Annotated in this window: 7 protein-coding genes and 3 pseudogenes; 8 read left to right on the top strand and 2 right to left on the bottom strand. The window is 69.3% G+C overall.

The features are described 5' to 3' along the window. Nucleotides 1-373: 373 nt before the first annotated feature. The 6 genes and pseudogenes from ACZ6TU_RS26195 to ACZ6TU_RS26170 all read left to right on the top strand — a co-directional run. Entirely contained in the window at nt 374-2,893 is a 2,520-nt protein-coding gene (locus ACZ6TU_RS26195; protein WP_469551431.1) for an ATP-binding protein, read from the top strand. Next, nucleotides 2,874-3,350: a roadblock/LC7 domain-containing protein gene (locus ACZ6TU_RS26190; RefSeq protein ID WP_274814499.1), complete on the top strand. Its 477-nt coding sequence runs from the start codon at nt 2,874-2,876 to the stop codon at nt 3,348-3,350. Before ACZ6TU_RS26195 ends, ACZ6TU_RS26190 begins: the two co-directional genes overlap by 20 nt. 48 nt (nt 3,351-3,398) lie before the next feature. Further along, the gene (locus ACZ6TU_RS26185) at nt 3,399-3,842 is read left to right on the top strand and encodes a DUF742 domain-containing protein (protein ID WP_467675958.1); all 444 of its coding nucleotides are present in this window, start codon (nt 3,399-3,401) and stop codon (nt 3,840-3,842) included. Continuing rightward, on the top strand, nt 3,790-4,404 hold the full coding sequence (locus tag ACZ6TU_RS26180) for a GTP-binding protein (RefSeq protein WP_274814497.1): 615 nt from the start codon (nt 3,790-3,792) through the stop codon (nt 4,402-4,404). The genes ACZ6TU_RS26185 and ACZ6TU_RS26180 overlap by 53 nt, the downstream gene beginning before the upstream one ends. A 169-nt stretch (nt 4,405-4,573) precedes the next feature. Continuing rightward, nucleotides 4,574-4,956 (top strand): annotated as a pseudogene (locus ACZ6TU_RS26175) (GNAT family N-acetyltransferase); the annotation flags it as partial. A gap of 85 nt (nt 4,957-5,041) precedes the next feature. Further along, nucleotides 5,042-5,229: pseudogene (locus tag ACZ6TU_RS26170) on the top strand (6-pyruvoyl trahydropterin synthase family protein); the annotation flags it as partial. 68 nt (nt 5,230-5,297) lie between these two features. Here the strand turns inward: ACZ6TU_RS26170 and ACZ6TU_RS26165 are convergent. Next, nucleotides 5,298-5,861, bottom strand: coding sequence for a CGNR zinc finger domain-containing protein (locus tag ACZ6TU_RS26165; protein WP_469551426.1), 564 nt, complete (start codon nt 5,859-5,861; stop codon nt 5,298-5,300). A 42-nt stretch (nt 5,862-5,903) separates the two neighbouring features. After that, nucleotides 5,904-6,119 (bottom strand): annotated as a pseudogene (locus tag ACZ6TU_RS26160) (hypothetical protein); the annotation flags it as partial. 490 nt (nt 6,120-6,609) lie between these two features. Here ACZ6TU_RS26160 and ACZ6TU_RS26155 point away from each other — a divergent pair. Both ACZ6TU_RS26155 and ACZ6TU_RS26150 read left to right on the top strand, forming a co-directional pair. Next, on the top strand, nt 6,610-11,841 hold the full coding sequence (locus ACZ6TU_RS26155) for a family 43 glycosylhydrolase (RefSeq protein WP_469551423.1): 5,232 nt from the start codon (nt 6,610-6,612) through the stop codon (nt 11,839-11,841). 429 nt (nt 11,842-12,270) lie between these two features. Beyond that, nucleotides 12,271-14,211 carry a DNA/RNA non-specific endonuclease gene (locus ACZ6TU_RS26150; protein ID WP_467675952.1) on the top strand — a complete coding sequence of 647 codons (1,941 nt, stop codon included), beginning with the start codon at nt 12,271-12,273 and terminating at the stop codon, nt 14,209-14,211. The last annotated feature ends 35 nt before the right edge of the window (nt 14,212-14,246 follow it).

Raw genomic sequence — 14,246 nt, 5'->3', positions numbered from 1 at the left:
GCTCGGGTGGCTCGGGGAGGCAGCGCGTGCCCGAGCCGAGGGGCGCGTTCGACTGGTCGGTCCGCGTCAACGTCCGCACTGAGCACCGTGGATCGATCAGCGGTGTGCAGCAGGACGAGCGCCTCATCGGGCGAAGCATTGTACTTGGGAGATACTTCGCAAACGTTCCGTCATCGATTCTTTATGACCCAAACTTTGTCATGTCATGGTAAAGGCGATACTCTCGCCCAGCTGGTTCCAGACACCTGGCGCGATCTCTTCGTTCCTATCAGCGATGAAGGCCGCGAAAGTGTCACGTCCGGTGCCGGCCGGTCGGCGGTCCGTGAACACGACACCCCCGTCACCGCTCAGCAGCACGTCGAAGGAGGCCCGGGTGTCCGCCACCACAGGGAACCCGCCGCACGCACCGGACCCGCCCAGGCATGCCCGCCGGACTCCGCGGTTTCGCCGCAAGGTGGCGACCGTTCTCGACCGGTGGCCCTTCCGGCGTAAGCTCAACGTCCTGGTGATCGCGCCCATCGCGGTCGTCGGCGTACTGCTCGGCGTCGGCGCCTACGGCCAGGTGCGGCAGGCCCGGGACGCGGGCCGGATCGCGGACCTGGTGCGCGACAGTGAACAGGTCGCGCAGCTCATCAACGACGTACAGGCCGAACACCGGCAGGCGCTCCTGCTCTCCGTGCATTACGACTCGGCCCGCCCCGGAGTCCCGCTGCCGCCGATCACCGACTACCGTCGGGCACAGCGGAGCACCGACGCGCAGGTCGCCGCCGTGCGTTCGGCGTTCGCCTCCGGCCTGCCGCCTGAGGAGACGCAGGCGCTCGACTACATGCGTGGCCTCGGTGTCCTGCGCGAGAAGCTCGAGCGGGGCTATGTCCCCGCCGCCAACATCGACCCCGCGTACGCCTCCGCGGTCGAGTACCTGATCGACGGCATCGGCCTGGGGCGCTACTCCGGCACCTCGTCGTCCTCGGTCGTGACACTCCTGGACACGGTGCTGCGCGCCGACGCGTCCCACGCGGCCTTCGAGAGCGCCGTGTTCTCCGCCCAGACCAGGGACGCCAACGCCCTCACCGAGTACAGCCGGGCGGTCGGCGCTCGCAAGCTCTACGACCACCAGTTGGACCGGTTCGAGCGCACCGCCACACCGGCGCAGGTCCTGCGCATGGACGGCATCCGGCGCAGTGCCGAACGGTACGGTGTCGAAGCCCGGTTCGCGGAGCTCCAGATCGATCCCGGGGCACTGCAGGGCCAGACGCCGACGCAGCTCCGCAAGGCGATCGCCGACGGGACCCGGCAGTCCGAAGCCCGACTCGGCATCACCAGGTCGCTGATCGAGCAGACCGCCGCCCGGGCCGACGCCGTCTCCGCGGATGCCCTGCGGAACGCCGTCTACCTGCTTGGTCTGACCGTTCTCGGCTTCGCCGCCTGGCTGACCTTCTGCGTCCTGATCCGGCGTTCGGTCGTGCGCCCCCTGGAGGCCCTGACCCGCTCCGCCCAGGAGGTGGCCGACGTGGCGGGCGAGGAACTCGCCCGGGTCTCCGACGACGAGTCCGCCGACAGCACCCCGCTGCGGCCGAGGGCGATCCCGGTCCCGGTCCGTGACGAGATCGGCGAACTGGCCGAGGCGTTCAACCAGGTTCAGGTCACCGCCGCCCAACTGCTGGAGCGGCAGGTGCTCAGCCGGCGCAACGTCGCCGAGATGTTCGGCAACGTCGGCCGGCGGGTAAGCAACCTGACGACGCGTCAGCTCATGCTGATCGACGCCGTCGAACGCGAGGAGACCGACCCCGAACTGCTCGAACGGCTGTACAGCATCGACCACATCGCCGTACGCCTCCAGCGCAACGCCGACAGCCTGATGCTGCTCGCCGGAATCCGGGAGACCGGCGTCGAGGCTTGGCCGACCCCCCTGGCAAACGTCATCAGGGCGTCGCTCGGCCAGATCGAGGGCTACCAGCGGGTGTCTCTGCGGCCCGAGACGGAGGTCACCGTCACGCCCGACATCGTCGGTGACCTGACGCTGATGCTCGCCGAACTGCTGGAGAACGCGGTCGCGTTCTCGCCTTCCCACACGCCCGTCGAGGTGGCCGTCCGCCCCGGGACCGACGTCACCGAGGACGGCGGGGCGCTGATCGAGGTCATCGACCACGGCCTCGGCATGAGCGCGGAGCGCCTCGCCGAGGAAAACGCCCGGCTCGTGCGCCGGGAACGGCTCGACCTGGTGCCGACCAGGGTGCTCGGCCTCTTCGCGGTCGGCAGTCTTGCCCGGCGGTGGGGTGTGCGCGTGTCGCTGAGCCGTACGCCGGGCGGCGGGGTCACCGCAACCGTCTGGATCCCCGCCGCGCTCCTGCTGACCATGAGTCCCGAGGACGCCGAGGGCCCCGAGCAGCTCGTGGACACGGGCCCGATCGGAGCCGTAACGGCGTTCCCGGTGAGGACCGGGCAGGAGATCGCCGCGCCCGCGCCGTCGCGCGTACCGGTCTCCGCCACCGGTGTCACCGAGCGGTCGGCGGCCCCCTCGTCGCGCGACGCGCTTCCCCGGCGCCGCCCGGCGCGCACCGGCGTGGGACCGACCACCGCGGAACGGACCGTCGAGGACGCCGGAGGGGAGCGGACGGCCGCCTCGGGCGAACAGCGTGCCGCGGAGGACTCACGGCCGCTGCGGCGGCGGGTACGGGGGGCGACACTCGCCATGACCTCTTCGCGGGCGGACCGGGGGGCGCCGACGGTGCGGCAGCCCGCCGACGCCGAGGCCGTCCGCTCGGAGCTCGACGAGTTCGAGGCAGCCGTGCGCAGGGCAGAGCAGGACAGTGCTCACGCCCGGATGAAATCAGCACCATCGCACCACCAGCAATCCCAGAAGGAGTCCGGCAGTGACCACGTCGACAGCTGACAGCAGTTCCGAGCGGCCGGAACCCACCGATCTGCGAGCCGCCGCGGCCGATTTCACCTGGCTGCTCGACCGGTTCGCCACGGAGACCGCCGGTGTGGTCGACGCCATCGCCGTGTCGTCCGACGGCCTGCTGATCGCCGTCTCCCAACTGCGTGAGCACGCCGACTCCGAGCGGCTCGCCGCGATCGTGTCCGGCCTGACGAGTCTCGCCGCGGGCGCCTCCGGCAACTATGGGCTCGGCGGTCTCAACAAGGTCATCATCGATCTGGAGGGTGGCCATGTGCTGGTGTCGGCCATCGGCTGCGGCGCCGTCCTGGGAGTGGTGACCTCCAAGGAGGCGAAGCTGGGCAACATCGCCTACGAGATGACCCTCTTCGCCAACCGGGCCGGGGCCGCGCTCACCCCCCAGCTGGTGCTGGAGCTGAAGAACAGTGTCGGCGCGGCCCCGGCCGGCTGACCGTCCCCGCCCGGGGCACGGGTACAGGCACATCGGAAAGGGATCGTGATGGCCGTCGGCGGACCACCACACGACGCAGCGGGGCACGCCGGGGGCTCGCCGGATCAGGCCGCCGGCCGCGCCCCCGCGATCCGGCCGTTCCTGCTGACCGCAGGCCGGGTGTCGGGGGGCGGCGCGGCGCTGCCGATCCCGGTCGAGACCCAGGTCGTGTCGACCTCGGCCGGGCTCTCCGTCCTGCACTCGCTCACCTTCGAACATCACGACATCATCGCGGCCTGCCGGCGGCCGCAGTCGGTGGCGGAACTGGCCGCCGGGTTGCGACTGCACCTCAACGTGGTCCGCGTGCTGGCCGAGGACCTGCGTGCCGCAGGGCATCTGACGGTCCACCGGCCGAACGCCGGGACCGCCCAGGATCTCTCCGTACTGCGAAGGGTTATCGATGGTCTTCGTGCCGTCCCCGACTCACGGGGGACACTCCGTGACACCAGTTGAACAGCCGCCGACGCCGGTCAAACTGGTCATCGCCGGCGGCTTCGGTGTCGGCAAGACCACGACCGTGGGCTCGATCTCCGAGATACGGCCGCTCACCACGGAGGCCGCGATCACCGAGGTCGCGGCGGGAGTGGACGATCTGACGCACACTCCGGGCAAGACCACCACCACGGTCGCCATGGACTTCGGCTGCATCACCATCGACCCGACGCTCAAGCTGTACCTTTTCGGCACCCCGGGCCAGGACCGGTTCGGCTTCATGTGGGACGACCTGGTGGAGGGCGCCCTCGGCGGTCTGGTGATCGTGGACACCCGCCGACTGGACGACTGCTACGCGGCGGTGGACTACTTCGAGCACAAAGACGTCCCCTTCGCGGTCGCCGTCAACGCCTTCGACGGGGAGGTCGAGCACGACCTCGACGAGGTGCGGTGGGCACTGGACATCGCCGAGCACGTTCCGCTGATCGTCTTCGACGCGCGGAAGACGGGCTCGGTCCGCGATGCGCTGCTGGTCGTACTGGAAGTCGCCCTGGCCCGTGCGGAAGCTGCCGTGGCGCCCTGAACGTGAACGCCGACACAGTTCAGGTGGTCCGTCGCGTACTTGACGATCAACTCGGGTGACAGGGCCTCGGATTCCGAGGGAGTCCGCACAGTCGGTGAGACCTGTGTGAGAGCGCGTGAGGACGAAGAGGTTCCGCCGGAATCCTCCGGCGGAACCTGTGTGCGCAGCAGCGGGCGCGGACATCAACTCGCGCGCCTACGGCTTCCCCCTGGAGGATGGCCGCGACGGTCTGGTCGGCTCCGCGCTGTGGAAGCGGGAGGCGTACGCCTACCCGGCTCTGCGGGACGGCGCCCCGCTCGCCTGCGCCGCCACGGTCGAGGCACAGGGCCGGCTCTTCGTCGTGCTCGTCGCCACGGATTCCGGACAGCAGCGCCGAGGCTACGGCGAGACGGTGACGCGCAAGGCGCTGTACGAGGGCTCCCGCGCCACCGGACTGACCTGGGCCACCCTGCAGGCGACCGTCGCCGGGGCACCGTGTACCCGCGCATCGGCTTCGAGCCGAACTCCTGTCGCGGTCGCACGCACACCCCGGACCTACCGTCAAGTGACTGATGTGCGCGGCTCGTTCGGACTTATCTGGGATGGGTGGCACCGGTCAGGCCGCCGTGTAGTCGGCGACCAGCCGGTGTCAACGCCAGACGGGGCGACGTTCGTCGTGGACGCGACGTTCCGGCGCCCGGAGCAGGACGACGACAACATCGTTGTCGACACCGGTCTCCGGCAACCGCGGAACTCGGCCGGGTGATCGGCGAGTTCAGCTACTGCAACCTCGATGGCGAGGAGCGGTTCCACCGGATCAACACCTCGACGGAGTGTTCCGCAAGGCCCTCAAAGACCTCGCCGCCGACTGAGCCCCGCATTCGCCGGGACCGCGCGCCGCCCAGGTGAGGGTGTCAGCGTGCAGTCGCGGCGGGCGCGGTCTTCTTGCGTGCGCGGTATGCGGCGGCCTTGATCTTGTTGCCGCAGGACTCCATGCCGCACCACTGGCGTCGCATGCCCCGGGAGCGGTCGATGTAGACCCGGGTGCACTCGGGGTTGCCGCACTCCTTCATCAAGGGGACGTCCGGGCCGCTGAGCAGTTCCACGGCCTGCCGGGCGACGGTCGCCAGCGCCTGCTCCGGCGTCGCGTCGGTGTGCCGTCCGGCCAGGGTGAGCTGCGGTGTCACGGGAGGCTTGCGCGCGGCGGCGTTGACCACGGCGAGCGCTTCGCGGTCGAACTCCCCGCCGAGACGGCGGTCCGTGACGAGCCGGTAGATGGCTTCGCGTACGGTCGTCGCCGCCCGGACGTCGTCCTCCTCGCCGGGAGTGATCGTGTCCACCAGACTGGACTCCAGGTACCAGGCATTCAGCCGCTCCGGCGTCACGAACATCTCGAACCGGGTCGAGCGCCGGGCCCGGAGGGTGGCCGCGAAGTCGAGAGCCGGGTGTCCGCATACGAATACATGGTCAAGATTCACATCACCACCTTGACAGGTGACTCCTGCCGGGTGCAAGGAGCGTCACCGCTCCAGACGGTTCTCCCTGGTGGCAGTGTGTTCGAGTTCGTACGACACCTCCTCCCGTCGGCCGCCACCCGGTTCCAGACGTAGTTCGAGGCCCTGCCACCGTCGGCGCAGCCAGCGGTCGTGGCCGGCCACGGCGATCGCGCCGGGGCCAGGCCCCAGTACCGCCTCCAGTTCGTCGCACAGGGCGGGGGAGAGGGGGTTGGTGGGCTCGACGAATTCGAAGCGTGGTTGAGCCCGGCCACAAAGAGGGAGCGGCTGCCCGAGTACGGAGCGGACGCGTGGGCCAGGACGCCGCGGGTGAGGGCGAGGAGGGGGCGGCCGCGGCCGCCAAGACGATGCCGGAGGCCACGCCGTTCGGTGGCGCCGACGCGGCGACGCCGACGTCGATCACGGCCTGGAGCTCGGCGTGGGTGGTCGACGGCACCGCGTCAGTGGTGATCGCTGTGGCGCTGACCAGCCCACACGCAGGATGCCCGGCTCACCACCGTAGACCACCGCGAGCCGGACGGATTTGTTCGACCCGTCGGACATTGTTCGGAACCTATTGACGCTGCCCAGGGCGTCGACTGAGACTCTCGCAACACACGTCACCTGCGTGTAACGGCAGGCTCATGGCAAGGACTTGCCGTCGCCTTGTCGGCTCCTCGTTTTGCGTTCCGCCTTGTCCGTCATCAGCCATGCCTCAGCAGGGAACCTCGACATGACGCACGTCGCACGCCTTCGCAGCCGCGCGAGACGTCGGGCGGGCCATCTCGCCGGACTGACCGCCGCGTCGATGCTGCTCACCCTCGCCGGACCCATCGCTTCCGCCCAGGCGGCACCGGCGGCACCGGCGGCCGAAGCCGCGGACATCACCGAAGGCCTGGCCCTGTGGTACAAGCTCGACGGAAGCTCCGGCAGCACCGTCACCGACGCCTCCGGCAACGGCCGGAACGGCACGATCAGTGGCACCGCCGACTGGTCGGCATCCGGCCAGGGGCTCGCCTTCAACGGGTCCGACACCTACATCAAGGCGCCGGACGACGTCATGAAGGGCATGAACGCGATCACCGTCTCCATGGACGTACTGATCGACTCCGCCCAGAGCACGCCCTACTTCCTCTACGGCTTCGGCAACACCAGCGCGGGGACCGGCAACGGTTACCTGTTCACCACGGGTAACTCCTTCCGGACCTCCGTCGCGACGGGCAACTGGTCGACCGAGCAGACCACCAAGCCGTCCGACTCCCACAACCTGACCCGCGGGGTGTGGAAGCACATCACCTACGCCCAGACCGGCTCCACGGGCGTGCTCTACGAGGACGGCATCGAGGTCGGCCGCAACACTGCGGTCACCACCACCCCGGGCGCCATCGGATCCGGCACTACCAAGGCCAACTACATCGGTAAGTCGGTCTACGACGGCGACAAGCTCTTCAAGGGCCGCATACGCGACTTCCGCGTGTACGACCGGGCACTGGACGCCCCGGAGGTCGAGCAGCTCTCCCTCCCCGTCGCCACGCAGGGCGTCGCCGACGACAAGGAGGCCCTCAGCCTCGGTGACACCAGCGGCATCACCTCCGACCTGGACCTGCCCAGGACCGGCCCGGCCGGTGGCTCCTCCATCAGCTGGCACAGCGACAACCCGTCCGTGGTGTCGGACACCGGCAAGGTGACCCGCCCCGAGGCCGGCTCACCGGACGGCCGGGCCACTCTCACGGCCACCCTGAAGAAGGGCACCGTGACCGGCACCAAGACCTTCGACGTCACGGTCCGGCCCGCGCTCGACGACGACGCCGCCACGCGGAAGGCCGCCGAGGCGCTCACGGTCCACAACCTCGACGACGTCCGAGGCAACCTCACCCTGCCGAGGAGCGGCGACTACGGCACGGCTGTCACCTGGTCCTCCGCGAAACCGGACGTCGTCTCCGCCGACGGCGAGGTCCACCGCCCCGCGCACGGCGACGGCGCCACCACCGTCGAGCTGACCGCCACCGTCACCAAGGGCGAGGCCCGGGCGACCCGTGTCCTCACGGCCGAGGTGCCCGAACTGCCCGCCGAGGCGGCCCTCAAGGGCTACATGTTCAGCTACTTCACCGGCGAGGGCACCTCGGACGGCGAACAGCTCTACGCAGCCCTCAGCAAGGGCAACGACCCGCTGCACTGGCGCGAGCTGAACGACGGCAAGCCGGTCCTCACCTCCACGCTCGGCGAGAAGGGCCTGCGCGACCCGTTCATCATCCGCTCCCCGGAGGGCGACAAGTTCTACCAGATCGCCACCGACCTCAGGATCTACGGCAACGGCGACTGGGACGCCTCCCAGCGCACCGGCAGCAAGTCCATCATGGTCTGGGAGTCCACCGACCTGGTCCACTGGACGAACCAGCGCCTGGTCAAGGTCTCACCCGACAGCGCGGGCAACACCTGGGCGCCGGAGGCGTTCTACGACGCCGAGCGCGGCGAGTACGTCGTCTTCTGGGCGTCGAAGCTGTACGACAACGCCGACCACTCCGGCGACACGTACAACCGCATGATGTACGCCACCACCCGTGACTTCTACACCTTCAGCGAGCCCAAGGTCTGGATCGACCGCGGCTACTCGGTCATCGACTCCACGATGATCCGGCACGACGGCACGTACTACCGCCTGTCCAAGGACGAGCGGAACAACACCTCCTCCACCCCCAACAGCAAGTTCATCTTCGAGGAGAAGAGCGACTCGATCCTGAACCCGTCCTGGACCGCCGTCGCCGAGGGCATCGGCAAGGGCGCGATGAACGCCGCCGAGGGACCGCTGGTGTTCAAGTCCAACACCGAGGAGAAGTGGTACGCGTTCCTCGACGAGTTCGGCGGCCGCGGCTACATCCCCTTCGAGACGACGGACCTCGACTCCGGCACCTGGACCCCCTCCACCGGCTACGACCTGCCGGCCAAGCCCCGCCACGGCACCGTGCTGCCGGTCACCCAGGCCGAGTACGACCGGCTGCTGCGCGCCTACCAGCCCGACCAGCTCGTGAAGAGTGTCGAGGACGTGTCGGTGAAGACGCGGGTCGGTGAGGCCCCGGTCCTGCCGGCCACGGTCGTCGCCGAGTACGCCGACGGCGTCAAGCGGCCCGTCTCCGTCGACTGGGCGGACGTCCCGGCGTCGTCGTACGCACAGCCGGGCACCTTCACCGTGACCGGCAGCCTGCCGAACGGCGCCGCGGTTGCTGTCCGGGCCGAGGTCACCGTGTCGCAGGAGGGCTCCGACGCTCCGGCCGGCCTGCTCCTGCACTACGACTTCGACGAGACGAGCGGCAGCATCGCCCGTGACTCCAGCGGGCACGGCTACCACGGCACCTACGTCCGCACGCCCGACTTCGGCAGCGGCGTGCGCGGCGGCTCGTTCAAGATGTCCGGCGGTTCCGGCGGCTCCACCACCTCTCCGTACGTGAAGATCCCGAACGGCGTGCTGAAGAACGCCGACAGCGTGACCGTGTCGACGTACGCCAAGTGGAAGGGCGGCGACGGCTTCCAGTGGCTGTTCGGGCTGGGCCCCGACAGCGACAAGTACCTCTTCGCCACCCCGTCCAACGGCAGCTCCAAGCTGTACTCGGCGATCACCAAGGCGAGTTGGCAGGCGGAGTCCAAGGTGACGGCGGGCTCGCAGCTCACGCCGGGGCAGTGGCGGCACGTCACCGTGACCCTCGACGGCTCGACCGGCACGATGGTCCTGTACGTCGAGGGCCTCGAGGCGGCCCGCGCGACCGGTGTCGGCATCAAGCCGGCCGACCTGTACGACGCGAACAAGGACTACAGCGGCTACATCGGCAAGTCGCTGTACGGGGCGGACCCGTACTTCGGCGGCGAGGTCGACGACTTCCGCGTCTACGACCGGGCGTTGTCGGCCGCGGAGGTCCAGGAGCTCAGCGGCAACACGACGGGCATCGCCAAGGTGACGCACCCGGCGCTGAAGGTCGACGCACTGATCGACGACGCCGACAGCAGGGTCACCCTGCCGCTGAAGGCGGGCACGGACGTCACCGCGCTGGCACCGGAGTTCAGCCTCGCCCACGGTGCGTCGATCAGCCCCGCCTCCGGCAGCGTGCAGGACTTCACCAAGCCCGTGACGTACGAGGTGACCGGCTCCGACGGCGCGAAGCGCACCTGGACCGTGTCGGCACTGATCATGAAGACACCGGTCCTGCCGGGTCTGAACGCCGACCCGAACATCGAGCGCTTCGGCGACACCTTCTACATCTACCCGACGACCGACGGCTTCGAGGGCTGGAGTGGCACGCAGTTCAAGGCCTACTCCTCCACGGACCTGGTCCACTGGAAGGACCACGGCGTCATCCTCGACCTGGGGCCGGACGTCAGCTGGGCGGACAGCAGGGCCTGGGCACCGGCCATGACGGAGAAGGACGGGAAGTACTACTTCTACTTCTGCGCCGACGCGAACATCGGCGTCGCGGTGTCCGACTCGCCCACCGGACCGTTCAAGGACGCCCTGGGCAAGCCGCTGCTGAAGGCCGGTGACTTCCGCGGCCAGATGATCGACCCGGCGGTCTTCACCGACGACGACGGCAAGAAGTACCTCTACTGGGGCAACGGCCGCGCCTATGTCGTCCCGCTGGGCGACGACATGACCTCCATCGACACCTCGAAGGTCACGGACATCACCCCGAGCGGCTACAACGAGGGCACCTTCGTCATCAAGCGCAAGGGCACCTACTACTTCATGTGGTCGGAGAACGACACCCGGGACGAGAACTACCGCGTCGCCTACGCGACCGGCCCCTCGCCCACCGGCCCGTGGACCAAACAGGGCGTGATCCTGGAGAAGGACCTGTCCCAGGGCATCAAGGGCCCGGGCCACCACTCCGTCGTCCACGTCCCGAACACCGACGACTGGTACATCGCCTACCACCGCTTCGCCATCCCCGGCGGTGACGGCACCCACCGCGAAACGACCATCGACAAGCTGGAGTTCGACTCCGACGGACTGATCGAGAAGGTCGTCCCCACCCTCGGCGGCATCGACCCGGTCACCGTCATCCATGCCGGGCCGGACGCCACCGGTGCCGAGGGCGAGGCGATCACGCTCGCCGGCACGGTCTCCGGGGCGGGCACCCCCAAGTGGACCGTCCAGGACGGCGCCCCGTGTGCCGTCAAGGACCCCGCGGCGGCCCGGACGACCCTCACCTGCACCGACGACGGCACCTTCCAGGTCACGCTGACCGGCGGGCGCGGGACCGACACCACGACCGTCAAGGTCTCCAACGCCGCCCCGACGATCACGTCCGCCGAGGGCCCCGGCTCGCCCCTCCCGGTGGGCAAGGCGGCCGTCGTCACCGCGTCCTTCGACGACCCGGGCACGGCCGACCGCCACACCTGCACGGTCGACTGGAAGGACGGCGAGCAGCCGACGACCGGCACGGTCACCGACTCCGGCTGCCGCGCCGCACACGTCTACGACGACGCGGGCATCCACCGCCCGGTCGTCACGGTCACCGACGATGACGAGGGCACGGACACCACCACCCTCGCGGAGCTGATCGTCTACGACCGTGCCGCCGGCCCCGCTGCCGGCGCGGGCACGATCACCTCGCCGGCGGGTGCCTACCCGGCCAAGCCGGGGCTGACCGGAAAGGCGGCGTTCACCCTGGGCGCCCAGTACCGGAAGGGAGCCACTGTCCCCACCGGCACGGCCACGTTCGTCTTCGGCTCCGCCAGGCTCACCTTCCGCTCGACCGGCTCCGACTGGCTCGTGGTGAACGGATCCCAGGCCGTCTACCAGGGCACCGGCACGGTGGACGGCAAGAGCGGCTACGCCTTCAGAGTCACCACCACCGACGGCCCGGACACCTTCCGCATCAAGATCTGGAACAAGTCCACCGGCGATGTCCTCTACGACAACAAGACGGGCGCCAGGACGAACGGCATCGTCGTGATCGGAAACCACCGGCGTTAGGTCCGTCCGCAAAGGTCACCGGCCGGTGGGTCATGGCGGCTCGATGCCGCGCCATGAACCCACCGGCCGCATGCCGAGGGCCGGCACAAGCCCCGCGCGCCGGCCCAACATTGCGTATAAGTTCAATATTTGACGCTTCACTGGAAGTCGTTGACTGCGGGATGACTTGGCGTGGTGCGGAAGCGGTAGCTCGCATGTCAACTTGCCTCTTCGTGCCGCTCGACCATCATGGATATGAGGGGCAAAAGCCGCATTTCTTGAAGTTCTCCAACACCGGGAAGCGATGCGGGTCCGGTGACATATCCCAGCGGAATCGCTGTCGGGCGTCGCCGCCCCGGACCGCGACTGCGCGCGGCCCCAGCACGCCGTGCCGGCCAGCCCCCGGCGCATCTCCGGTGCCGTCTCGCCCACGAAGGGATGCGTGCCAGCATGGCCACCAGAACCACGAACACGAAGAAGACCACCTCGAAGACCCCGCGACCGCAGGCCGCGTCGAAGTCCGCGTCGAAGCCCGCCGCGAAGACGGCCTCGGCGAAGAAGAGCTCCCCCTCCGACGATGAACTCATCTCGTCGCTGCGGCAGTACATCCGCGTCCGGGGCCCGCACCTGCTGGAGGACCCGAACATCACGTCGGTGGGCGTCGGCCGCAAGGTCACCGGCGATCAGCCGGGCGGCGACGTGGCCCTGCAGTTCACCGTGGCGACCAAGGCCGAGCCGGAGGCGCTGGAGTCCCTGGGCTCCTCGCTGATCCCGGCCACCATCACCGTCGACGGCTTCGAGGTGCCCACCGATGTCATCGAGCGCACCTACAAGCCGAGTTTCCACATGGTGGCCGAGGTCGAGAGCCCGACGCGCAAGAGCCGGCTGGATCCCGTCCGGCCCGGGGCCAGCGTCGGCGCCGTGACGGTGTCGGCCGGCACCATCGGCTGCGTCGTCTTCGACCGGGCCGACGGCACACCGTACGTGCTCAGCAACTGGCATGTGCTGCACGGGCCGTTCGGCGAGCTGGGGATCGAGGTCGTGCAGCCCGGCACACGGGACGACAATCGCATCGACCGCAACAGGATGGGCGTGCTCAAGCGCTCCCACCTGGGCGTGGCCGGGGACTGCGCGGTGGCGACCATCGAGGACCGCGACTTCCGACCGGAGTTCCTCGAACTGGACGTCGCCCCCCGGACCATGGGGGAGCCCGAGCTCGACGACAAGGTGGTCAAGAGCGGCCGGTCCACCGGGGTCACCCATGGCATCGTCCGCCGCGTCGACACCGTAGCGAAGATCGACTACGGCGGAGTGACGGGCCTGCAGACCATCGGGTGCTTCGAGATCGGCCCGGACCCCGACCATCCGTCGGCGGACGGTGAGGTCAGCAGCGGCGGTGACTCCGGCGCGGTGTGGCTGTTCAAGGAGGGCGACGACCGCGTGAGCACGGTGCTGGCCGGCCTGCACTTCGCCGGCGAAGGCACCGGTGACCCGGACGAGCACGCCCTCGCCTGCCTGTCGACCTCGGTGTTCGAGAAGCTCGACATCACCCTCAGCCAGCCGACGCCGGAACAACTGGAGATCATCGCCGGCTATGACGCCGACTTCCTCGGCGAACGGGTCGAGGCCCCGGAGCTGGACGCCGACCTCGCGCGCGACGCCGCACTCCTGGACGGCTCGCCGGTCATCCCGTACACGCATTTCTCCCTCACCCTGAGCAAGAAGCGGCGCTTCCCGTTCTGGGTGGCCTGGAACGTCGACGGCGGCTCGCTGAAGAAGCTCAGCCGCAGCGGCATCCCCTTCGTCAAGGACCAGCGGCTGCCCGGCACGGCGCAGGTCGGCAACGAGCTTTACCAGGCCAACCGGCTCGACCGGGGACACATCGCCCGCCGCGCCGACCTGCTCTGGGGCAGCCTGCCGGAAGCGCGCAAGGCCAACACCGACTCCTTCTTCTACACGAACATCACCCCGCAGATGGACGACTTCAACCAGAGCTCCAAGAACGGGGTGTGGGGTGCGTTGGAGGACGCCGTCTTCGACGACGTCGACGTCGACGACCTGAGGATCAGCGTCTTCGGCGGGCCGGTCTTCCAGGACGACGACCGGGTCTACCGGGGCGTGCGGATAGCCCGGGAGTTCTACAAGGTCATCGCCTTCACCGAGAACGGAGAACTGAAGGCCAGGGCGTTTCTGCTCACCCAGAACCTGGACCAGCTCGAAGCGCTGGAACTGGACGAGTTCCGGGTCTTCCAGGTCACCCTCGGCGAGGTCGAGGACCGCACTCGGGTGCGCTTCCCCGCCGCCCTCCACAAGGGCGACACCCTGCGTGTGCCCGAGGCGGCGGCGGACCGCGCGCCGCTGGAGACCACGGCCGACATCCAGTGGGACTGACCACCCTCGTCAAACCCCCGATCACACACCCCGAA

The organism is Streptomyces sp. NPDC052064 (assembly GCF_055585925.1).
The sequence above is the reverse complement of the archived record's forward strand: the minus strand, read 5'-3'. Positions and strand labels throughout refer to the sequence as shown.

Excerpts from the sequence above, each read along its gene's own strand:
- ACZ6TU_RS26185 (WP_467675958.1), top strand. The coding sequence starts at position 3,399 with ATGGCCGTCGGCGGACCACCACACGACGCAGCGGGGCACGCCGGGGGC.
- ACZ6TU_RS26155 (WP_469551423.1), top strand. The coding sequence starts at position 6,610 with ATGACGCACGTCGCACGCCTTCGCAGCCGCGCGAGACGTCGGGCGGGC.
- ACZ6TU_RS26180 (WP_274814497.1), top strand. The coding sequence starts at position 3,790 with ATGGTCTTCGTGCCGTCCCCGACTCACGGGGGACACTCCGTGACACCA.
- ACZ6TU_RS26150 (WP_467675952.1), top strand. The coding sequence starts at position 12,271 with ATGGCCACCAGAACCACGAACACGAAGAAGACCACCTCGAAGACCCCG.